We start from the raw sequence: 22,254 nt of genomic DNA, 5'->3' as shown, positions 1-22,254 counted from the left end.
GCGCCCCGGCTCGCGCGGCCGAATGCGGTAGCCCGTCCGGACCCGATCGGCGAGACCCACAGACAAACGCCCCGGCCGGTAATACATTGAATCCGTGGCTGAGGATGTGGGGGGCTCGCCGTACTCCGACGGCGCCGACCACGGTGATGCGAACGACGAGTTCGCCACCGTGGTCTTCGACGAGAACTTCGTCCGCTCCGCCGCCGTGCACGAGCCGAGCGCCCTGGAGCGGCAACTCGCCGCCGCCGAGGCCCGGCTCGAACCGGAACAGGCCGGGGCGGCCCGGAGTCACGAGTTCACCGAGTCCACCGAGTTCACCGGCGGGAACGAGGTGCTGCCGCTGGAGCTGCGCCCGCTGCCCGGCGGACTCGACGAGGACCGCTTCTACCCCGACCCGTGGTCCGGCTGCGACCGGCAGGAACGGCGCACCCGCCGCCCCCGGGTCCGCGCCTTCGACCCGCTGCGCGGCGGGGCGGTCGCCCAGCAGCGCTGGCACCGGCCGGTGGCCTGGGTGCTGGCCCTGGTGATGGGCGTCGGCCTGGTCGCGCTGTCGGTCGCCGCGGTGTACCGGGGCGTCGGCGGGGCCGCGCAGGAGTCGCCGGCCCGGCCGAGCAGCGGCAACAGCAGCCGGAGCGACGGCGGCGGGAGCCAGGGGAGCGGGGCCCCCGCCGGGGGCGCCGCGTCCGCGGTGCCCGGCCCGCCGTCCGCGGTGGCCGCCGTTCCGGTGGGCTGAGGCCCGGCGGTTCCGGCGGCTCTGGCGGCTCCGGCGGTTCGTCTCCGGGGGCGCGTCTCTGGGGCCCGTCTCCGGTGGCGGCGCGGCCGGGTGCCGGGGCTGCGGGCGGGTGTGACGCACCGTGGCACGCTCGTTACCCGCGCACCCTCGTCGCGGGCGGCCCGCGAGTCTACCCTGGTGGTATGGGTGACCCGCGCGAGCCTCCTGGGGGCACGCCCGAGGGTGGTTCCAACGATGACGAGTTCCGGTCCGTCGTCTTCGACGAATCGTTCGTCCGGGCTGCCCGGATCCAGGAACTCTCCGCGCAGGAGCGGCTGTCGGGCGCCTTCGGCCGGGCCACCCGGACCCGCGGCTGGCTCTCGCTGCCCCGGCAGGCCGTCGTCCTGCTGCTGGTGGTCGCGCTGGCGTTCGCCGCCGCCGTCTACTTCGGGATCAGCTCCCCGCGCGGGTCGGTCGCCCCGCCCAGCGGCACCCAGCTGACCGTCAGCCTCACCCCGCTCGCCCCGGCCGGGACGGTCACCGCGGCCGCCGACCGCACCAACCCGTTCGCCGGGCTGCCCGCCGGGTACGCCGACGGCTCGGCCGGACTCGGGCTGCCCGCCGCCACCGCCACCGCCCACTTCACCGGCTCCCAGGTGCAGCGGGCCCTGGACACCGCCCAGCAGTACCTGGTGGCCTCCGCGCTGACCCCGAGCACCCTGACCGCCAACGGCACCGCGCAGGTCCGCGCCCTGATCACGGCCGGCGAACTCGTCCAGTACGACGACAGCACCAACTCGCCCCGGGACGACCAGCACCACGACGCCACCGGTTGGATGGTCCGCTTCGACCCCGGGCAGATCGCGCTGGCCACCGACACCGTCAAGGTCACCGGCAGCGTCCACATCGGCGAGCTCGACGGCAACACCCTGGAGGTCACCACCGACCACACCCTGGTGTACGCGCTGCGGCCGGCCGGCACCACCAGCGATCCGGCGGTCACCCTCTACGCGGTGCGCCGGGCGGTGCGCCTCGACATCGACCGGGCCGACCTGGACGCCGGCCGGCTGCGGGTGGTCGACACCGCCGTGCAGGCCGGACCCAGCTCCTGCTCGGCCGGGCAGAGCGACTACCTGCAGCCGATGCTGGCCACCACGGCGGGCGTCCGCCCGAGCACCCCGCCCGCCGTGAACCCGGCCGACCACGACCGGCCGGCCTGGCAGTCCTGCGGGGTGCTCGGGCCGATCACCGGCTGAGCCCGCGGGACCGGGGCGGGGCGGAGTGGGGCGGCCGGGTTCACGGCCGGGGCGTGGCCGGTCGTGGCCCGGCGGGGTGTTTGGGCGGGTCGCTCAGGGGGCCCTCAGGGGGTCAGTCCTGGGAGCCGCCGTCCTTGGAAGCGCCGTTGCCGTTGCCGCGGCCGGCGCCCGTGAAGGTGTCGCGGAGCTTGCCGCCGACCGTGCCGACGCCGTTGCCCAGGTCGCGCAGCAGGCCCATCAGCGGGTCCTTGCTGTCCTTCACCGACTGCGAGTACGACTCGGCGGCGGCCTTCCACTGCGAGCTGACCGTGGCCTCCGGGTCGTCGCCGCGGCGCGGGTACGCCCCGGCCATGATCGAGCGGTACTCCTCGCTCTCCGCCCACTTCTTCAGCTTGGCCACCCGCACCACCGCGAACGGGTGCGACTGCGGCAGCACCTGGAGCAGCTTCAGCACGCTGTCGCGCAGGTCGCCCGCCTTGTCGTACTCCTCGGCCTGCTCCAGGAACGCGTCCACGTTCATCTCGGCCAGGGACGCGCCGCCGGCCAGCTTCATCAGCGAGCGCATCGACGCCTGCAGGTCCTGCCCGGCCAGCAGGCCGGCCCGGTCGCTGGACAGCTCCGCCTTGCGGAACCACTCCTTGAGCGCGGTGATCATCGCCATGACCGCCAGGTTGCCCAGCGGTATCCAGGCGATCCGGGCCGCCAGGTTGGTGAGGATCAGCAGCATCGTCCGGTAGACGGCGTGCCCGGACATCGCGTGACCGACCTCGTGGCCGATCACCGCCCGCAGCTCCTCCTCGTCCATCAGCTCGACCAGGCCGGTGGTGACCACGATCACCGGCGTCTCCATGCCGATGCAGTACGCGTTGACCTTCGGGTCCTGGGAGACGTACAGGTCCGGGACCTTCTCCAGGTCCAGGATGTACGCGGCGTCCCGCACCATGTCGTACAGCTCGGGGAACTGACGCTCCGACGCCTTCACCGCGGTGGCCAGGAACATCAGGCGCACGCTGCGCTCCGACACCAGGCCGGCCAGCTTCTTCAGGACGTCGTCGAAACCCGTGAGCTTGCGCAGCGCCACCAGTCCGGAGCGGTCCGCCGGGTGCTCCCAGGCCCGGGTGGAGATCTCCGGGAAGCGCTGGCGGCGACGGCTCGGCGCAGAACCCTTGGTCATGTCGGTCATTGAGTACCTCTCCTGGATCGACGCCGGCACCGGCACCTGTGGCCGGCCCCCGCTGCTTTCCACTTCAACGTCGGTGTGTCCGTACTCGTCCCCGCGGTCACGCTACGCCGTCCGCCCGCGGCCGGGGAGAGCGGGGACGCCCCTTCCGGCGGGCCCGCGGACACTCCGGGGGGGCCGGGCCGGGGCGGCGGTAAACGGGACTACCCTGGCTCTGCCGTACCGAACAAGGAGCCCGTGATGTCCCCTGCCGACCTGGTCCAGCTCGCCGGACCGATCTCCACCGAGAACGGCCCCGGTCTGTTCCTGCGGTTCATCCTGATCGCCTCCTTCGTCGGAGTCGGCCTGATGGTGTGGGCGCTGGCCCGGGCCAGCCGCGACGGCGCGAAGCGCGACGCGGCGCGCGAGGCCGCCCGCGAGGCCGAGCGGACCGGCGCGGCGGCCGGGCGCCCGGCCGACGACCTGGGCTGACGGGCCCGGTCTCCGTTCCGGCTCGCCGGGCTGGCGGTGTCGGGTCCGGCTGCTGGGTCCGGTCCGGGTTGCTGACGGACTGTCAGCCGGCCGGTCGGGTCCCGGTCGGTGGGGCTCCCGGGTGCGGGTTCCCGGCGCGGTGGACGTGCCTCCGGCCGGGCGGCGGTTCACGGGTGGTCAGACGCGGTGGGCCGCCGCGCGGTTGCGTGTCAGGCCCCCGTACGATGAGCGCGCGGGCCGTACGGTCCGTGACCGCCTGGTCCTCACACCGAGCCGAGAAGGTCCCGCCGATCATGAGCCCTGCTGCCCTGCCCGCCATCGTCCACCTCGCCGAGGAGGGCGGTAACCACGACAGCCTCAACCCCCTGCTGACGGGCGGCGCGGCGCTGTTCATCCTGCTGCTCCTGCTCTTCATCACCACGCGCTTCAACCGCGACCGCTGACCGGCCGCGCCGCCGCCCCGCCCGCCGCGCGTCCGCGGCCCCCGGGGTGGCGGAGCCCGGTGCGCCCGGGGTCCGTCCACGGGCGGAACCCCCGGGACATCCGGGTCGCGTAAGGTGTGGCGCCATGAGAGAGCAGGTCGAGACCTCCGGGACGAACGTGGCGCCGGGCACCTCCGCGCCGGGCACCCCGGCACCGAGCGGTGGTCCGCGCAGGCGACGGCTGGGTGTGATGGGTGGCACCTTCGACCCCATCCACCACGGGCACCTGGTCGCCGCGAGCGAGGTGGCGAGCGCCTTCCAGCTGGACGAGGTGATCTTCGTCCCCACCGGGCAGCCCTGGCAGAAGTCCGACCGGCAGGTCTCGCCGGCCGAGGACCGCTACCTGATGACGGTGATCGCCACCGCCGAGAACCCCCAGTTCTCGGTCAGCCGGATCGACATCGACCGCAACGGCCCCACCTACACCGTTGACACCCTGCGCGAGCTGCGCGACCTGCACCCCGACGCCGAACTCTTCTTCATCACCGGCGCCGACGCCCTCGCCCAGATCATCTCCTGGCGCTCCTCCGAGGAACTCTTCGACCTCGCGCACTTCATCGGCTGCACCCGGCCGGGCCATACTCTCTCCGACACCGGCCTGCCGGTCGGCGGCGTCTCGCTGGTCGAGGTGCCCGCCCTCGCCATCTCCTCCACCGACTGCCGGATGCGCGTCGCCAAGGGCGAACCCATCTGGTACCTGGTGCCGGACGGCGTGGTCCGATACATCCACAAGCGGGCGCTGTACGCGTCGGCCCGGCCTTGATGCCCCCGGGAGGGACGACGTGACCGGAACGCCCGACGACCAGAACTGGTTCGGCCAACAGCCCCAGTCCCAGCCCCGGCAGCCCCACCCCCAGCAGCCGCAGTCGCAGCCGACCGCCCCGCCGCAGCCCGGGTACTACGCGCAGCAGGGGTACGAGGGGTACGAGGGGTACGAGGGGTACGAGCAGCAGGGCTACGAGGGGTACGGGCAGCAGCCGCCGTCGTCGTCATCGCCGCAGTCGGCGTACGGGCAGGGCGGGCAGTACGACCAACACGACCAGTACGGCGCCCAGTACCAGCAGCCCGGGGGGTACCCGCAGGATCCTTACGGCGGTGGCGGGCAGCAGGCCGCCGCGCCCGGGTACCCGGCGCAGGGCTACGGGCAGGGCGGGTACGACTCCTCCGGCTACGAGGCGTCCGGCTACCAGCCCTCCGGGCGCGAGTCCTCCGGGTACGGGCGGGGCGGGTACGAGCAGTCCGGGTACCAGCAGGGGCAGGGCTACGAGCAGGGACCGGCCTACGATCCGGGGCAGGGTTACGAGCAGCCCGGGTACGAGTCGCAGGGGTTCGAACAGCGCGGCTACGAAGGGCAGTTCGGCGGCCGGTCGCAGGGCGGCGGGCAGCCGGGCGGGGACGCGTACGGGCAGCAGCCCTACGACCCCTACTACGAGCAGCAGCAGCCCGTGCAGGGGCTCCACCCGCAGTCGGCCGCGACCCGGACGCAGGCTCCGGGGCAGATGCTCGGCCAGGTGCCCGGGCAGGGAACAGGGCAGGGGGCCGGGGCGGCGGCCGGGCTGGGGCAGACCGTCGGGCGGTCGGTGCCGCCGGCGAGCCCGGGGGCGGCGTCGGCCGCGGCCGGGGTGGTGCCGCCGCGGGCGCGTCCGGGGGCTCCGGCGTCCGCGCCGGGTGGGGCGAGCGGTGCGGGCGGGGCGGACGCGCCGGGAGCGGAGCCGTCCGAGCTGGTCGGCGGGCGGGCTGCGGCAGCGGCGGCGGCCCGGGCGAAGGGCAAGAACGGGGACTCGTACACCACGGGCGAGTTCAGCTTCGTCGACGAGCAGACGGAGGAGTCCGAGGACGCGATCGACTGGCTGAAGTTCGCCGAGTCGCGCAGCGAGGTGCGGGCCGAGCGCCGGCGGCGGCTGCGCAACCGGCTGGTCTCGCTGCTGGTGGTGGTGGCGGTGCTGGCGTCCGGCGGCGTGGGCTACCTGTGGTGGACCGGGAAGCTCGGCGGCGGTGACGACGCGGCCACGGCGGTCGGCGGCCGGTACGTCAACGTGGTGCACCTGCACGATCCGCAGGGCAAGGTCACCACCGCGCTGCTGGTGGACGACGAGGGCGGCCGGAAGGCGACCGTGCTGCTGCTGCCGGACACCCTGCAGCTGCCCAGCAACGGCGACTCCGCCACCACGACGATCGGCAAGGCCCCGTCCGAGCTCGGCGCCTCCGCGACCCGCGACGGCCTCTCCTCGGTGCTCGGTGCCAAGGTGGCCGGCACCTGGCGGCTGGACACCCCCTACCTGCTGCTGCTGGTCTCCCAGCTCGGCGGCGTCAGGGTGGACACCAACGCCGAGGTGCGCGAGGACAACAAGGCGGACGGCAAGGTGCTCGCCCCGGCGGGCAAGGGCGTCCTGCTGAACGGGCACGCCGCCGTCGCCTACGCGACCCTGCAGGCCCCCGGAGAGAAGCCGGACGCCCAACTCGCCCGGTTCGGGCAGGTGATGGCCGCGGTGATCAGCACCATGCCGACCACCATGCCGGAGGCCACCGACGACGTGCGCCGGATGAACATGGTCGCCGACCCGTCGCTCCCCGAGAACGCGCTGGCCGGCGTGCTGGTCAACCTGGCCAAGCAGGCGAAGGCCGGACACCTGTCGACCTCGGTGCTCACCACCAAGGCCGACGGCACCCTGGACGACACCACGGCGGGCAAGCAGGTCAAGGAGATCCTCGGCGGCACCATCGGCAGCGCCAAGGGCACCGGCGGCTCCACCCGGGTCACCATCGTGAACGCCTCCGGCAACGGGACCTCGGCCGCCGCCGCGCAGGTCGCGGTGATCAACTCGGGCATGGACCCGCTGCCCTCCAGCGCCAAGGCGCCGGACCAGGCGAGTTCCGAGATCCGCTACACCGACGATGCCAAGCAGCCCGCGGCCCTCACCCTGGCCACCAGCATGGGCCTGCCGGACAGCGCGGTGAAGAAGGTCACCGAGGCGCAGAACGCGGACCTGGTGCTGGTGATCGGCAAGGACTACCAGCCGCCGGCGCAGAAGACGCAGTAACCGGCGGTGGCCGGTCGGCCCCATGGCTGACCGGCCGGGCCGGGCCGGCGGTCGGGCCCGCGGTCGGGCCTGCGTGGCGGCCGGTCGGCCCCCGTTCGGCGGTGGGGCGGCTCGGTCGGAGAGGCGCCGAGAAGGCGCCGCTGAGGCGCGGTCGGAGCCCCCGGGCGGAAAACGCTCGGGGGCTCCGTCGCGTTCGTGAGATCCTGGGAGGGTATCCCCACAGCCGATCCGGAAGAGCATCGTGACCGTCACCGACCGAAGCCAGGAACTGATCACCGTCGCCGCGCAGGCGGCGGCCGACAAACTGGCGCACGACATCATCGCCTTCGACGTCAGCGAGGTGCTGTCGATCACCGACGCCTTCCTGATCGCCTCCGCCGCCAACGACCGCCAGGTGCGGGCGATTGCCGAGGAGATCGAGGACCAGCTGCGCGAGAAGCTCGACGTCAAGCCGGTGCGCCGCGAGGGCGAGCGCGAAGGCCGCTGGATCCTGCTCGACTACCTGGACATCGTGGTGCACGTCCAGCACTCCGAGGAGCGCTCCTTCTACTCGCTCGACCGCCTGTGGAAGGACTGCCCCGAGCTGCCGCTCCCCGAGGACGCGCTGGCCACCCGCAACCGGCCGGAGAACGCCGTCACCGACGCCGCGGGCAACGCCGTCTCCGGGGGCGACCTCTGAGCCGGTCCGGGGCCTGGCCGCGCATCGTCTTCTGGCGGCACGGTCAGACCTCCTGGAACCTCGAATCGAGGTTCCAGGGCAGTACGGACATCGAGCTCACCGACCAGGGGATCTTCCAGGCCCAGCGGGCGGCCCGGCTGCTCGCCGGGCTCCGGCCCGACCTGCTGATCTCCTCCGACCTGCAGCGGGCCCGGCGCACCGCCGCCGAGCTCGCCGACCTCACCGGCCTCGAGGTGCACCACCACGAGGGCCTGCGGGAGACCTACGCGGGGGAGTGGCAGGGGCTCACCAACGCGGAGATCCGGGCCCGGTACCCGGAGCAGTACGAGGCGTGGGCGAACGGCGAGCAGGTGCGCCGCGGCGGCGGCGAGCTGGCCACCGAGGTGGCCGACCGGGCCGTCCCGGTGGTGCTGGACGCGGTGGGCAAACTGCCGGAGGGCGGCACCCTGGTGGTGGTCAGCCACGGCGGCACCATCCGCACCATGATCGGCCGGATGCTGGGCCTGGAGCCGCAGATGTGGGAGCGCTTCGGCGGCCTCTCCAACTGCTGCTGGTCGGTGCTCGGCGAGGACTCGCGCGGCTGGCGGCTGCTGGAACACAACGCCGGCACGCTGCCGCAGCCGGTCATCGGCGACGAGACCTGAGGCCCGACCGGCTCGGATTTCACAGTTCCGGCTCCGACCGGCTAGAGTCTTCCTCGTTCGCAGCGAGGAACGCAGACGGGAAACCGGGGGCGGGAGTCGCGGAACTGCGGGGCTATAGCTCAGTTGGTAGAGCGATTGCATGGCATGCAATAGGTCAGGAGTTCGATTCTCCTTAGCTCCACTCCGCACCGGTGGTCCGTGAGTGGTCGTCAGTGTCGCGGGGCTATAGCTCAGTTGGTAGAGCGATTGCATGGCATGCAATAGGTCAGGAGTTCGATTCTCCTTAGCTCCACAGCAGTTCCGCGAGGCCGCTGCCCGATCAGGGTGGCGGCCTTCGGTGTTTCCGGGGCGGGTGTGGAAGTGGTGGTCAAGGACGGGCGTCGGTCCGGGGTCCGCGGGTGTGCCGGGGTCCAGGTGGGCGCCGGGTGTGGGGCAGGTCGGGGCCGCCGTGGGGCCGTCGGAACGGATTAGGGCCGGGGGCGCCGACCGTGTACAGTTGGCGATGTCGCCGAGGGAAACCGCAGGTGACAGCAGCAAGAGCATGGGGCTATAGCTCAGTTGGTAGAGCGATTGCATGGCATGCAATAGGTCAGGAGTTCGATTCTCCTTAGCTCCACAGTAGTTCGAAGGCCGTCCCGCGAGGGGCGGCCTTCGGCCGTTCACGGGACTTCCCTGCCGGGCGGAGCGCGGGGCCGCTACGGTCGTGCCATGGCCGACCTGGTGCGAAAACGGAACGACGAGCTCGCCCGGATACTCCACCAGCTCGGTTGGAGCCCGGAGCGGCTGGCCCGCGAGGTGAACGCGGTGCTCCCGGCCGGCATGGCGATCAGCTCCACCGCCCCGTACAAGTGGCGGGACCGGGGCATGGTGCCGCGCTCGCCGCACGACCAGACCGTCTGCGAGGTGCTGGGCCGCAGCGTCGGCATCGCGGTCACCTACGAGCAGCTCTGGGGGCAGATGGGCTCCCACCGGGGCGCCAAGATGCTCTCTCCCCGGCTGCTGACCGACCCGTGGACGGCCGACACCGCGCAGACCGCGCTCCGCGAGGCGGGCGCCGACGGCGCCCCGGTCCGCCTGACCGACCTGTTCCGCGGCGACGAACTGGAGCAGGCGGCCCGGCACTGGGCCTCCCCGCCGCCGCAGGTCACCGGCGGGGAGGGCGCGCTGCGGATCGCCCCGGAGCAACTGGCCGACCTGCAGCTGTCCTACGAATCCAAGCAGAGGCTGGAGCGGACCTACGGCGGCGGCCTGATCCTCGACCTCGCCAAGGCCGAACTCGCCATGGTGGGAAAGCTGTTGGAGCTCGGCAGCTACGACGAGCCGCTCGGCCGCGAGCTGTACGGGGCGGCCAGCCGGCTGGCCCGGCTGGTGGGCTGGGCCAACTACGACATGGGCAACGACGCCGCCGCGCAGCGGGCCTTCGTCGCCGCGCTGCGGGCCGCGCACGTCTCCGGCGACCCGCGGCTCGGCGTCGGCGTGGTCGGCTGCCTCGCCGTCCAGGCGACGTACAACTCCGGGGGGCGGGGGCTGGACCCGGTGGCGATGCTCTCCACCGCGCTGCGGGCCGCCGACGAGGTGCTGACCCCGTGCGAGCGGGCCCTGCAGCTGGGGCGGATCGCCCGGGCGCACGGCCGCAAGGGGGAGCAGATCAGTGCGGAGGCGGTCGCCGAGCGGGCGTTCCGGGTGCTGGAGGACGTGCCGGAGCACGCCCAGGAACGGGCCGACCTGGAGGGGATGATCGGCGAGGGGTACCTGCTGCTCGGCGAGCACGAGCAGGCGCGCAGCCTGCTGCTGGCCGCGATCGACTCGCTCTCGATGGAACGGGCCCGGGTCAAGGCGCTGCTGATGGTGCGCCTCGCCGACTCCTACCGCCGCACCGGCGAGCGTGCGGAGGCGGAGCAGACCGCCGACCGGGCCCGGCTGCTCGCGGCGGGCATGCAGTCGGCGCGGGTGGCCCGGGCCCTGCGGGACTTCGACACCGCGATGCGCGCGGAGGCGTAGCGGCAGGCCGCGCGGGGCACCGGGCCGTGGCTGAGGGGAGCGGGGCCCACGAGGGCCGCCCGGCAGGCCGGACGCGGGCGGGGGATTGACGCAGCGGGGCGAAAGGGGGTTGAGGGGGTGCGGTACCCTGAGCCCATGCGAACCGTGCGCCTGCTTCTTAGCCGGCCGCGCTGACCAGGACCGGCTTGAAGGCCGGAGTCGGCGTGGCGTCCCCTCCTGCGGAGGGGTTTTCTGCTTTCTACGGCCTGTTCGCTGACTGATGACGATGGAGCCTGAAGGACCATGAGCGAGACGACCCCCGCTTCCGGCGCGGCCGAAGCCGCCACCGAGCCTTTCCGCTACGGCGCCGCGCTGGCCGCCGAGATCGAGTCCCGCTGGCAGGACCTGTGGGAGAAGGAGGGGACGTTCAACGCCCCCAACCCGACCGGCCCGCTGGCCGACGGCTCGCCCGTCGCCACGAAGCCCCACAGCTTCATCATGGACATGTTCCCCTACCCGTCGGGTTCGGGCCTGCACGTCGGCCACCCGCTGGGGTACATCGCCACCGACGTGTACGCCCGCTTCCAGCGGATGAACGGGCACAACGTCCTGCACACCCTGGGCTACGACGCCTTCGGCCTGCCCGCCGAGCAGTACGCGGTGCAGCACGGCGTGCATCCGCGGGTGTCCACCGAGGACAACATCGCCAACATGCGCCGCCAGCTGCGCCGGCTGGGCCTGGGCCACGACCCGCGCCGCTCGATCTCCACGATCGACCCCGAGTACTACCGCTGGACCCAGTGGATCTTCCTGCAGATCTTCAACTCCTGGTACGACGAGGCCGCCGGCAAGGCCCGTCCGATCGCCGAGCTGATCGCCGAGTTCGAGTCCGGCGCGCGCGAGGTGCCGGGCGGTCGCGACTGGGCCGGGCTGTCCGGCATCGAGCGCGACGAGGTGCTGGGCGAGTACCGGCTGGCCTACTCCAAGGAGGTGCCGGTCAACTGGTGCCCCGGCCTGGGCACCGTGCTGGCCAACGAGGAGGTCACCGCGGACGGCCGCTCCGAGCGCGGCAACTTCCCGGTGTTCAAGTCGAACCTGCGCCAGTGGATGATGCGGATCACCGCCTACGCGGACCGCCTGATCGGTGACCTGGACCTGCTGGACTGGCCCGAGGCGATCAAGCTGCAGCAGCGCAACTGGATCGGCCGCTCCGAGGGCGCCCGGGTGGACTTCCCGGTCGGCGGCGACACCGTCACCGTCTTCACCACCCGCCCCGACACCCTGTTCGGCGCCACCTACATGGTGCTGGCCCCCGAGCACGCCCTGGTCGACACGATCGTCCCCGCCGAGTGGCCGGCCGGCACCCGCGACGAGTGGACCGGCGGCGCCGCCGACCCGGCCTCCGCCGTCGCCGCCTACCGGGCCGCGGCCGCCGCCAAGTCCGACGTGGAGCGCCAGGCCGACGCCAAGGTCAAGACCGGCGTGTTCACCGGCGCCTTCGCGGTCAACCCGGTCAGCGGCGAGCAGATCCCGGTGTTCATCGCCGACTACGTGCTGATGGGCTACGGCACCGGCGCGATCATGGCCGTCCCGGCGCACGACAGCCGCGACTTCGCCTTCGCGCAGGCGTTCAACCTGCCGATGCGCTGCGTGGTGCAGCCGACCGATGGGCGCGGCGAGGACCCGCACACCTGGGACGACGCCTTCGACACCTACGACTCGGTGCTGGTCAACTCCGAGCGCGACGGCCTGTCGCTGAACGGCCTGTCCGTGATCGACGCCAAGGCCCGCGTCACCGCCTGGCTGAGCGAGCGGGGCATCGGCGAAGGCACCGTCAACTACCGCCTGCGCGACTGGCTGTTCAGCCGCCAGCGGTACTGGGGCGAACCCTTCCCGATCGTCTACGACGAGAGCGGCGCGATGCACGCGCTGCCCGAGTCGATGCTGCCGGTCGAGGTCCCCGAGGTGGACGACTACTCGCCGCACACCTACGACCCCGACGACGCCGCCTCCTCGCCGAAGACCCCGCTGTCCCGCAACGAGGACTGGGTCAACGTCGAGCTGGACCTGGGCGACGGCGTCAAGACCTACCGCCGCGAGACCAACACCATGCCCAACTGGGCGGGTTCGTGCTGGTACGAGCTGCGCTACGTCGACCCGGTCAACTCCTCCGCGGTGGTCGACCCGGCCAACGAGTCCTACTGGATGGGCCCGACCGCCGAGAAGCCGGCCGGCGGCGTCGACCTGTACGTCGGCGGTGCCGAGCACGCCGTGCTGCACCTGCTGTACGCCCGCTTCTGGCACAAGGTGCTGCACGACCTGGGCTACGTCTCCTCGGTCGAGCCGTTCCACAAGCTGTTCAACCAGGGCATGATCACCGCCGACGTCTACCGCGACGACCGGGGCTTCCCGGTGCCCGCGGCGGAGGTCGAGGAGCGCGACGGCCAGTACTACTGGGACGGCGAGCCGGTCCGCCGCGAGGCGGGCAAGATGGGCAAGTCGCTGAAGAACGCGGTCGCCCCCGACGAGATCGCCGACGAGTACGGCGCGGACACGCTGCGCCTGTACGAGATGGCGATGGGCCCGCTGGACGTCTCCCGCCCCTGGGACACCCGCGCCGTGGTCGGCTCCTACCGCTTCCTGCAGCGGCTGTGGCGCAACGTCGTCTCGGAGGTCACCGGCGAGCTGGTGGTCACCGAGGACGAGCCGGACGAGGCGACGCTGCGCGCGCTGCACAAGGCGATCGACGGCATCCGCGGCGACATGGCCGGCATGCGGTTCAACACCGCGGTGGCCAAGGCCATCGAGCTGAACAACTTCCTGGTGAAGCGCGGCTCCACGCCGCGTTCGGTGGCCGAGCAGATCGTCCTGCTGGTCGCCCCGCTGGCGCCGCACATCGCCGAGGAGCTGTGGCGCCGCCTGGGCCACGAGGAGTCGCTGGCCTTCGCGGACTACCCGGTCGCGGACCCGGCGTACGTGGTCGACGAGACGGTGACCTGCGTCGTGCAGATCAAGGGCAAGGTCAAGGCCCGCCTGGAGGTCCCGCCGTCGATCTCGGACGCCGAGCTGGAGGCGCTGGCCCTGGCCGACCCGGCCGTGGTCGCGGCCGTCGGCGGTGCGGAGGTGCGCAAGGTCATCGCCCGCGCGCCGAAGCTGGTGAACATCGTCACTGCCTGACGGGAACCGGGCTGACGTGCTGTCAGCCGGTCCGGGCCGGTCGCCCCTGTGACGGGGTGGCCGGCCCGTCGCCGTCCGTGCGTACGGGCGGGCGGGCAGTCGGAGGAATGCGAACAAGGCGGCTCCGTTCTTCGTGGGTGGGCACGGTGGGCGGGCGCGGACCGTGGACCGACGGGCGCGCACCGTCCGGGGAGTCAGGGAGATCGCTTGGGGGACATCCCTGAGCTGTCCCTGATCTCGGGCCGGAGAAGCGTCCACGGCCTGCTGCCGGACGCCGCTCCGGGCTACGGTGGAAGTCCGGCGGACAAGCGGACCGCACCGGGCGGTCCAGGGTCGGTCACGGGCGGAAGGTGGGCTCCCGATGGAAGCGCTCGGTGTGGTGGTGGCGCTGGTCGCGCTGTTCGGGGTGACGCTGCTGGTGATGGCCGTGGTCGGAACGGTGAAGGCGGCGAAGGCGGTGGCGGCCAAGGTCGACCGGCACAGCACCAACGCCCAGCGGGCGGTGGAGAACGCGGCCCTGAAGGCGAAGAGCCTCACCAGGCCGGGCGAGCAGGGTCGGATCGCCGCGCTCCGGCTGTCCCTGCGCACCGGGCTGGACTCCACCCGTCAGGTTCTGGAATCCGGCCTCCCGCAGGACGGTCAGCTCGGCGACGCGCTCCAGCTCCTCGCCCGCCTCGACTCGCACGCCGCGGAGCTCGACGCCGAACTCCGCATGCTGGAGCGGGAGCCGATGAGCAGCCGGGTCACCGCCAAACTCCCCGAACTGCGTGAGCGCACCGAACGGATCACCCACTCCGCGGACTCCCTGCGTTGGGCCGCCCAGGACCGGATGCGCCGCTTCGCCGACGACGAACTCGCCCGCCTCGGCAAGGAGTGCCAGGACGAGGCCGGCGCCCTCCGCCACTGGACCCCTGCCGACCCCAGCGCTGCCGACGGCCCCGAATCCGCTTCGGCCGCCGCCCACGCAACGGGCTCCCCTGGCACGGCCTCCGCTTCTGCGGAGGAGCCCGCCGACCGCCGCAAGGGACTGGGCACCGGCCGCCCGACCAGCGCCGAGGAACTGCTCGGACTGGCCGCCGAGCCGCTCTCCCGCCTCGCCGACCGCCTCCGCAAGCCGAACCCGGCAGGACCCAACCGCCCCTGACCCCGCGTCACGAGTCGGTCGCTGTCCGTGCTCGGAGAAGTTACCCTCCGCCTCCGGGGGAAAACCACCGAATATCGAGTGCTGTCCTCACGGCCTTGCGGCGGGTAACCTCCGGCACATGCCCGGCCACCTCGCACTTGTCACGGATTCCACCGCATATCTGCCCCAGCAGGCGGTGGACCGGTACCGAATCCAGGTGGTACCGCTCAGCGTCGCGGTGGGTGACGAGGTCTTCGCCGAAGGCGTCGAGATCTCCCCGAAGGACGTTGCCGAAGCCCTGCGCTCCAAGCAGCGGGTGACGACGTCCCGCCCCAGCCCCGAGACCTTCGCGGCCGCCTACCGGGCGGCCGCCGAGGCCGGTGCGCACGGCGTCGTCTCGATCCACTTGTCGGCCGAACTCTCCGGCACGGTGGAGGCCGCCCAGCTGGCGGCTGCCGCAGCACCGATCCCGGTCCGGGTGGTCGACAGCCGGCTCGTCGGGATGGCCCTGGGCGGCTGCGTGCTGGCCGCTGCCGAGTCGGTCGCGGCCCTGGAAGCGGCCCGCGCAGGTTCGGTGTCCGGGGACGGGGACGGCGGCGGTCGCGATGGGGCTGTGGCTGCGGATGCCGATGCTGCTGCGGCGGACCTCGACCTGGTGGTCGCCTCCGCCGAGGCCCGGGCTGCCGGTACCGCCGGTTTCTTCTACGTCGACACCTTGGAGCACCTGCGGCGCGGGGGCCGGATCGGCACTGCCCAGGCGTTGGTCGGCTCCGCGCTGGCGGTCAAACCGCTGCTGCACCTCTCCGGCGGGCGGATCGAGCCGTTGGAGAAGGTCCGTACAGCCTCCCGGGCGATCGCCCGGCTGGAGGAGATCGCTGTCGAGCGGGCGGCGCAACAGCCGGTGGACATCACCGTTCACCACCTGGCCGCCGCACATCGGGCCGAGCCACTGGCAGAACGGCTGCGGGAGCGGGTGCCCGGGCTGAGGGAGCTCTACGTCAGCGAGGTCGGTGCTGTCATCGGCGCGCACGTCGGCCCCGGCCTGCTGGCCGTCGTGGTGTCCCCGGTCATCGTGTCGCCGCACTGAATCCGGCCTGAATCACTCGTTCGAGTGACAAGAGTTATCCACAGGCCGGAGTTATCCACAGGGGCGGGCGAATTCTCCGACGGGTCGTCAGCACCGTTCTACTGTCCTCGCCATGAGGACCATCACCACACCCCAAGCCCGTCGTCGCCTGACCACCGCAACCGCCCGAGCCCGCCTCGACCGGATCCTCCCGGCAGACCTGTCCACCGATCCCGGCCTCCTCGCACTCGACATCCCTTCAGACGGCGCGGACGGCGGGCTGCCGGAACCGGCGCACGATCTGGAGACCGTTCCGGCAGAGCTGCCGGAGCACGAGGACGGCGCCGACTGGGCTGTCGAACCACCCGGCGCAGCACGGGCGAACGCACCAGTGCCGTCGAACACCGACCCGTCGCCGGCCCTGTCGGCCCCGCGACTCCTCGAGATATACGGCGCGCCCGCGCACCCCGGGCGTACGGCACCAGCCGTCACCCATGAACCCGTGGACCTCGGCCTTGCCGTCGACACCGCACCAGCCAGGAGGCGCAGTCGACCTGGTTCCCCGCCGGAACGAGATCCGCCCGGCGGCATGCCGACCTCGAACGACGCTGCCCCGGACGATGCCGCCTCGCCGGAGCAGCCGGCCGTGCCCGACCTCCCCGGCGACAGCAGACCCGGCCCACGACCGGGCCTGGACCCTTCGCCATCCGAACCCCCGCCGACCCCGAACTCCGCCACCGTGTCTCACCCCGCCCCGCCGAAACTGCCCTTGCGGTTCCGCCTCCCTGGCGCGTTCGCCCTGGACCGCCGGGCCGTGCTCGGTCTGACCGTGCTGCTAGTTCTCGCCACCGGCTACGCCGTCCAGCACTTCTGGCTCGGCCGACCGCACCCCGTTGCCGTCCCGGCCATCGCCATTGCCGAATCCGTTTCCGACCGAACCACGGAGGGAGCCCCAGCACTTCAACCGACCGGACCGTCCCTGGTCATCGACATCGGCGGGAAAGTCCAGCATCCCGGCCTACGAACCCTCCCCGCGGGTTCGAGGGTCGCCGATGCCCTGGCCGCCGCCGGCGGGCCGCTCCCCGACACCGACACCAGCTTCCTCAACCTCGCCCGGCCACTGACCGACGGGGAACAGATCCTCGTCGGGACCGACCCCCCTCCCGGCGTTGCGGCGACAGCCGGCCCCGCAGGCCCCGTGAGCCTCAACCGGGCCAACGCGGACCAGCTCGACTCACTCCCCGGCGTGGGCCCCGCGCTGGCCCAGCGCATCCTCCAGTACCGCCTCGCCCACGGCCCCTTCCAATCCCTCGACCAGCTCCGCCACGTTCCCGGCATCGGCCCGCGGAAGTACGAAGACCTCAAACCGCTCCTGACCCTCTGACCAACTGCTTCCGCCAAGCCCAGGCCACCGTCCCGAGAACGCGAAGGAGGCTCCAGCGCACCTGCCGCGTCACCGCACCGAACCGCCCGCCAGGCCGGGGAACCCACCGCCTCCCGGCCGAGGAGTGAGAACCGGATCCGCCGCCCCTGCCCGGTCTGCTCCCGCTCTCAACTCGCCAGGCAACGCCAGCCTTCTGCTCCCCTGCGTGCGGGGCGGCCCGTCCCGTCCCGCCCGCGCTCTGTCCGGGCCCCGCCCCCTGCGGGCGAGGCCGCCGCACACCACTTCGCCGCCCAGCGGCCGACAACACCGCCTCCGTCCGCCGACGGGCGTCAACCACCGCTCTTGTGAAGGAGATCGCACCAGGAGAAGCGTCGCCATCACCTTGCGAACCATCCCGCCAACCGTTGCCGACTACCGCCGTGCCGAGGGGAGGAGCTTCGATGCCGGCCGCACCTGCCGCCGCCCACCAGCGCACCGACTACCGACTGCTCCTCCCGGCCTGCACCGCATGGGCAGTGACCTCCGCCGTTCTCGTTCTGGACCCGGGGCGACACCCCTCGCTGCTCATGGCCGCTCTGGCAGCCGCAGTCGCCTCCCTCGCCCTGCTCGCCACGAAAGGACCCCGCCGTTCGATCCACCGCCTGACCGCCGCAGTCCTGCTGACCGCCGCCACGGCAGCCACCACCACCGTCCTGCACACCGCGGACCTGCACCGTGGTCCGTTGCCCGCACTGGCCCACCCGGCCGCGCTGCCCGTCGCGGCCGGACAACGGGCCGATGGCGACGGACGGATCGGGCCGGTGCAACCGAAGGAGGAGAAGCCTGCCAACCCTGAGATCACCGTCGAGCTGACCGTCACGGGCGACCCGAAACAGCACGGCTCGCACACCCAGGGCAGTTCCCTGTCCAGACCGACCCTCACCGTCCCCGCCCTCGTCACCCGAGTCCGTACTTCCCCTCACCCCGGCAACGGCTCCCCGCCGACGCCCGTCGCCACCCGTACGCCCGTCACCCTGCTGATCCGCTCCCAGGAGGACTATCCATGGCGGCAGTTGATCCCCTCCACCGAGTTGGAACTACAAGCAGAAGTGCTGTCGGAGCGGCCACCGGTGGCCGGTGCGTCGGGAGGGCGGTCCCGGATCGACAGCGCGGCGCTGCTCGCCCCGCAGGGGCAGCCGCGCGTCGTCACCCCGCCGAACCTTCCGCAGCGGCTCGCGGCCCGCCTCCGCAAAGGGCTCCGGGACGCCTGCGACCACTTGCCGCCGGACACCCGAGGGCTGTTCCCCGGGCTGGTGGTGGGCGACGTGTCCCGGCTGCCCGAAGACCTGTCGGACGCGTTCCGGGCCACCGACCTCGGCCACCTGGTCGCGGTGAGCGGCGCCAACCTGGCGATCGTCCTGGCCGTCCTGGTCGGCGGTACCTCCAGCGAACCCGACGCCCCCGGCCGCGGCGGTCTGGCCGGACTGCTGGGCCTCTCGTTCCGCACCACGGCGCTGCTGGGGACCGTGCTGACGCTGGCGTTCGTCACCGTCTGCCGGCCCGACCCGAGCGTGCTCAGAGCCGCAGCCACCGGGCTGATCGGCCTGCTGGCACTCGCCACCGGCCGACCGCGAAGAGGCGTCCCCGCACTGGCCGGAGCGGTACTGATCCTGATCCTGCTCGACCCGTACCTGGCCCGCTCGTACGGTTTCCTGCTCTCCACGTTGGCCACCGCCGGGCTACTGGTGCTCGGCCCGAGATGGACGGCGGCACTTCGGGCGCGTCGCTGGCCGCACCACCTGGCGTCGGCGGTCGGCGCCACCGCCGCAGCGCAGGCGTTCTGTTCGCCGGTCACCGTGCTGCTCGCGCCCCGGATCAGCCTGGTCGGGGTGCCGTGCAACCTGCTGGCCGAGATCGCGGTCGCCCCGGCCACCCTGCTCGGGTTCGGGGCCCTCGTGGTCGCGCCCCTCTCGAAGGGCGCCGCAGAGTTCCTGGCGGACCTCGCAGCGCTGCCAGTCGGATGGCTGGCCGCGGTCGCACGGCGCGGAGCGGAACTTCCGGGAGCCGAACTTGCCTGGCCCGCAGGTTCGTTCGGCGCGATCCTGCTGATCGTGGTCATCGTCTCGCTGGCCTGGGCGGTGCCGCCGCTGCTGGCCGGCCGCCGGTTCCGGCACCGGCGGACGAGGGTACTGGTGGCGCTCGCGGTCGCGCTGCTGCTGCCAGTGGTGCTGCTGCGCCCGCCCTCCGTCGTCCGGCTGGCAACCGGATGGCCCGCCTCGGGCTGGCGGTTGGCGATGTGCGACATCGGGCAGGGCGACATGACGGTTCTGCCCGTCGGGCCGGGCAGCGCCGTGGTGGTGGACGCCGGGCCCGATCCCAAGACGGCCGACGCCTGCCTGCGGGGGCTCGGCGTCACCAGAGTCCCGCTGCTGCTGCTCACCCACTTCCACGCCGACCACGCGGAAGGCATCCCCGGCGTGCTGCGCGGCCGGTCGGTCGGGGCGATCGAGGTGACCACCTCGGAGGAGTCGAACGGCGAACGTCCCCGGGTGCTCCGCTGGGCGGCCGCCGCCGGCATTCCGGTGGTGCACGCGCAGCGGGGCGAACGCCGCACTGCCGGAGCCGAACTCACCTGGGAGGTCCTGTGGCCCACTTCGCCCCTGCCCGCCGAGGCCGAGGGGCCGAACAACTCCAGCATCGCGGTCCTCGCCGAACTCGGCCCGCCAGCAGCCCCGTTGCGCGTCGCCCTGCTCGGAGACCTGGAACCCCCGGCCCAGGCCGCCGTGCTGGCACTCGGGCTACCGTCCTCGTCCTCGGCGGCGGTTCGTGGATCCGGAGATGAGATGTCAACTTCCATGGATGGAAAGGGCGGTGGGGGTGTGGGCTCTGCGAGGGTGGGCGGGGGTGCCGATCGGGGTGTGGTGCGGAGCGGACCCGGGCCGCCGGGGGTGGGGAGGGTGGACGTCCTCAAGGTGGCGCACCACGGATCGGCCAACCAGGACTGGTCGCTGATGGCCGCGCTCCGTCCGCGGCTGGCTCTGATCTCCTGCGGCGCCGGCAACTCGTACGGGCATCCGGCGCCCCAGACCGTGGCGGGGCTGAAGGCGCTCGGTGCGACGGTGGTCAGGACCGACCGTTCCGGGGACATCGCGGTGCTGGGCGACGCGCAGTCCCTGGCCGTGGCGACCCACCTGCACCAGGGCCGGGGTTGACCGGTGCGCAGCCGGAAAGCGGTCCGGAACGCAAACGCCCGCCCGATCGGGTGCGGAACCTCGTTCGGGCGGGGCCAGGAGTGAGGAGGGAAGGGCTCGGTGGGCGGGGCGGAGGAGTGTCAGCCCTGCTCCCGCCACCCGTCCTGCTCGGCGACGAGCTGGTCGAGTGCGGTCAGCAGTTGGGGGGTCCAGCCGTCCTCCTCGGGGGCCTCGACCACCACCAGCCACTGGGCGTCCTCGGCGTCGTCCTCCCCGGCGAGGGAGTCCCGGACCACCTCGACGTCGCCCAGTTCGGGCCAGCGCGCGCTCAACTCCTCAGCGACCTCCTCCGCCGCATCGCGGTCGGGGAGGACGAGCAACTGACGGTCATTGTTCTCGATCACGTCGTCATTGTCCTCGGCCCCGCAGCCCGCCCGGCACCGCCCCCGCTTCCTCGGTGGGCGGTGCGCGAAGGGCTGAGGGAAAGGGTGCGGGGAGGTAAGGAAGAGAGGTGTCCGGTGAGGTGCGGGACGGGGATGTGGAGTGAGGGGCTGTCGGCGCGGCATGCGATCCTGGTAGGCGATGGCCAGGAAGAGTGCACCCGACGACCTGCTCGCCCCGCTGACCGTTGCGGTCGGCCAGGAAGAGCTGCTGCTGGACCGCGCGGTGGCCGAGGTGGTGGCGGCGGCACGGGCGGCGGACCCGGAGACGGACGTCCGGGACCTCGCGCCGGGCGGCTTGCAGCCGGGGCAGTTGGCGGAGCTCACCACGCCCTCGCTCTTCGCGGAGCGGAAGGTCATCGTGGTCAGGGCCGCGCAGGACCTCTCGGCCGACTCGGTCAAGGAGGTCAAGGCCTACCTGGAGTCGCCCGCCGAAGAAGTGATCATGGTGCTGGTGCACGCGGGCGGCGCCAAGGGCAAGGGCCTGCTGGACGCGGCGAAGAAGACGGGCGCCCGGGAGGTCGCCTGTGCGAAGCTCACCAAGGCGAACGAGAAACTGGCCTTCATCCGCAACGAGTTCCGCACCCTGGGGCGGGCGGCCAGCCCCGAGGCCTGCCAGGCGCTGCTGGACTCTCTGGGCAGCGACCTGCGGGAACTGTCGGCCGCGTGCAGCCAGTTGACCGCCGACGTCGAGGGCCCGATCGACGAGACGGCGGTCGCCAAGTACTACAGCGGCCGCGCCGAGGCGACCGGCTTCGAGGTGGCCGACCTCGCGGTGACCGGCCGGGCCGCCGAAGCCCTGGAGCGGCTGCGCTGGGCCCTAGCGGTCGGTCAGCCGCCGACCGGCATCACCTACGCCCTCGCCTCCGGCGTCCGCAGCATCGGCCGGCTCGCCTCCGCGGGCCGCAACCTGCGGCCCGGCGACCTGGCGCGCGAACTGGGCATGCCGCCGTGGAAGGTCGACCGGGTGCGCCAGCAGATGCGCGGCTGGACGGGCGACGGCGTGGCCGCCGCGCTGACCGCCGTCGCCCAGGCCGACGCCGCGGTGAAGGGCGGGTCCGACGACCCCGCGTACGCGCTGGAACGCGCCGTCGTCGCGGTCGCCCGGGCCTCCCGGGCCGGGTCCCGCTCCTACTAGCACCTAGCAATTAGCAATTAGCGCCAGGGTGAGCAGCAAGGCTTCACGCGGGGGCTCTGCCGCTGGATCTTGGCGGAGGCGGAGGTGGAGGCGGGCAGTCCCCCGGTTCCGGAAGGGGTCCCGTTTCGGGAGGGAGCGGGCGGTCCCCTCGTGCGTCGGGCGGGCCGGTTCCGCGCCTGTACCGGGCTGACGCCCGTTGCCCGTTCCCCCGGCTCCGGAGCGGGAGGCGGAGGAGGGGGGCTGGAACGCCGACTGCCCGCCCGGGAGGCCCGGGCGGGCAGTGGAGGGTGCGGGCCCGTGGACGGGCGCTC

Annotated in this window: 17 protein-coding genes and 3 tRNA genes; 18 read left to right on the top strand and 2 right to left on the bottom strand. The window is 72.9% G+C overall.

The window, feature by feature from the left end; genetic code table 11:
- Positions 1-94: 94 nt before the first annotated feature.
- Positions 95-733 carry an SCO2584 family spore wall biosynthesis protein gene (locus OU787_RS09870; RefSeq protein WP_268659127.1) on the top strand — a complete coding sequence of 213 codons (639 nt, stop codon included), beginning with the start codon at positions 95-97 and terminating at the stop codon, positions 731-733.
- Positions 734-915: 182 nt separating this feature from the next.
- Positions 916-1,968 carry an SCO2583 family membrane protein gene (locus tag OU787_RS09865; RefSeq protein ID WP_063759549.1) on the top strand — a complete coding sequence of 351 codons (1,053 nt, stop codon included), beginning with the start codon at positions 916-918 and terminating at the stop codon, positions 1,966-1,968.
- A gap of 112 nt (positions 1,969-2,080) precedes the next feature.
- On the opposite strand, the gene OU787_RS09860 is transcribed toward OU787_RS09865, so the two are convergent.
- Positions 2,081-3,151 (bottom strand): M48 family metallopeptidase, encoded by a 1,071-nt coding sequence (locus tag OU787_RS09860; RefSeq protein WP_035953995.1) that lies wholly within the window; start codon positions 3,149-3,151, stop codon positions 2,081-2,083.
- Positions 3,152-3,388: 237 nt separating this feature from the next.
- On the opposite strand from OU787_RS09860, the gene OU787_RS09855 reads away from it, so the two are divergent.
- The 15 genes from OU787_RS09855 to OU787_RS09785 all read left to right on the top strand — a co-directional run bounded on the left by OU787_RS09855 (position 3,389) and on the right by OU787_RS09785 (position 20,386).
- Positions 3,389-3,619, top strand: a complete 231-nt coding sequence (locus OU787_RS09855) for a hypothetical protein (RefSeq protein WP_030458225.1) — start codon at positions 3,389-3,391, stop codon at positions 3,617-3,619.
- Between the two features lie 293 nt (positions 3,620-3,912).
- Positions 3,913-4,062 (top strand): hypothetical protein, encoded by a 150-nt coding sequence (locus OU787_RS09850; protein ID WP_162870004.1) that lies wholly within the window; start codon positions 3,913-3,915, stop codon positions 4,060-4,062.
- Between the two features lie 124 nt (positions 4,063-4,186).
- Entirely contained in the window at positions 4,187-4,864 is a 678-nt protein-coding gene (gene nadD / locus OU787_RS09845; protein ID WP_030458224.1) for a nicotinate-nucleotide adenylyltransferase, read from the top strand.
- A 19-nt stretch (positions 4,865-4,883) separates the two neighbouring features.
- Positions 4,884-7,142 (top strand): LCP family protein, encoded by a 2,259-nt coding sequence (locus tag OU787_RS09840; RefSeq protein WP_268659126.1) that lies wholly within the window; start codon positions 4,884-4,886, stop codon positions 7,140-7,142.
- A 241-nt stretch (positions 7,143-7,383) separates the two neighbouring features.
- Complete coding sequence (rsfS, locus tag OU787_RS09835; protein ID WP_030458222.1) at positions 7,384-7,821, top strand: ribosome silencing factor; 438 nt, start codon at positions 7,384-7,386, stop codon at positions 7,819-7,821.
- Positions 7,818-8,465, top strand: coding sequence for a histidine phosphatase family protein (locus tag OU787_RS09830; RefSeq protein ID WP_030458221.1), 648 nt, complete (start codon positions 7,818-7,820; stop codon positions 8,463-8,465). Before rsfS ends, OU787_RS09830 begins: the two co-directional genes overlap by 4 nt.
- A gap of 108 nt (positions 8,466-8,573) precedes the next feature.
- Positions 8,574-8,646 (top strand) — tRNA-Ala (locus OU787_RS09825).
- Between the two features lie 38 nt (positions 8,647-8,684).
- A tRNA-Ala gene (locus OU787_RS09820) sits at positions 8,685-8,757 on the top strand.
- A gap of 251 nt (positions 8,758-9,008) precedes the next feature.
- Positions 9,009-9,081 (top strand) — tRNA-Ala (locus tag OU787_RS09815).
- Between the two features lie 92 nt (positions 9,082-9,173).
- On the top strand, positions 9,174-10,466 hold the full coding sequence (locus OU787_RS09810; RefSeq protein WP_268659125.1) for a tetratricopeptide repeat protein: 1,293 nt from the start codon (positions 9,174-9,176) through the stop codon (positions 10,464-10,466).
- Between the two features lie 282 nt (positions 10,467-10,748).
- Positions 10,749-13,622 (top strand): leucine--tRNA ligase, encoded by a 2,874-nt coding sequence (gene leuS, locus OU787_RS09805; RefSeq protein ID WP_268659124.1) that lies wholly within the window; start codon positions 10,749-10,751, stop codon positions 13,620-13,622.
- Between the two features lie 361 nt (positions 13,623-13,983).
- A complete protein-coding gene (locus OU787_RS09800) occupies positions 13,984-14,766 on the top strand; it encodes a hypothetical protein (RefSeq protein ID WP_030458218.1) in 783 nt (260 codons plus the stop codon).
- A gap of 118 nt (positions 14,767-14,884) precedes the next feature.
- The gene (locus tag OU787_RS09795) at positions 14,885-15,832 is read left to right on the top strand and encodes a DegV family protein (RefSeq protein ID WP_268659123.1); all 948 of its coding nucleotides are present in this window, start codon (positions 14,885-14,887) and stop codon (positions 15,830-15,832) included.
- A gap of 112 nt (positions 15,833-15,944) precedes the next feature.
- Positions 15,945-17,195, top strand: a complete 1,251-nt coding sequence (locus tag OU787_RS09790; protein ID WP_268659122.1) for a helix-hairpin-helix domain-containing protein — start codon at positions 15,945-15,947, stop codon at positions 17,193-17,195.
- Positions 17,196-17,635: 440 nt separating this feature from the next.
- The gene (locus OU787_RS09785; RefSeq protein WP_268659121.1) at positions 17,636-20,386 is read left to right on the top strand and encodes a ComEC/Rec2 family competence protein; all 2,751 of its coding nucleotides are present in this window, start codon (positions 17,636-17,638) and stop codon (positions 20,384-20,386) included.
- Between the two features lie 119 nt (positions 20,387-20,505).
- Here OU787_RS09785 and OU787_RS09780 read toward each other — a convergent pair whose 3' ends face one another.
- Positions 20,506-20,769, bottom strand: coding sequence for a hypothetical protein (locus OU787_RS09780; RefSeq protein WP_030458214.1), 264 nt, complete (start codon positions 20,767-20,769; stop codon positions 20,506-20,508).
- A gap of 178 nt (positions 20,770-20,947) precedes the next feature.
- Between OU787_RS09780 and holA the strand changes: the two genes are divergently transcribed.
- On the top strand, positions 20,948-21,943 hold the full coding sequence (gene holA, locus OU787_RS09775) for a DNA polymerase III subunit delta (protein WP_268659120.1): 996 nt from the start codon (positions 20,948-20,950) through the stop codon (positions 21,941-21,943).
- Positions 21,944-22,254: the final 311 nt, after the last annotated feature.

Origin of the sequence: Kitasatospora sp. YST-16, from assembly GCF_026802215.1 — a bacterium.
GTDB classification, from domain to species: domain Bacteria; phylum Actinomycetota; class Actinomycetes; order Streptomycetales; family Streptomycetaceae; genus Kitasatospora; species Kitasatospora cineracea.
The sequence above is the reverse complement of the archived record's forward strand: the minus strand, read 5'-3'. Positions and strand labels throughout refer to the sequence as shown.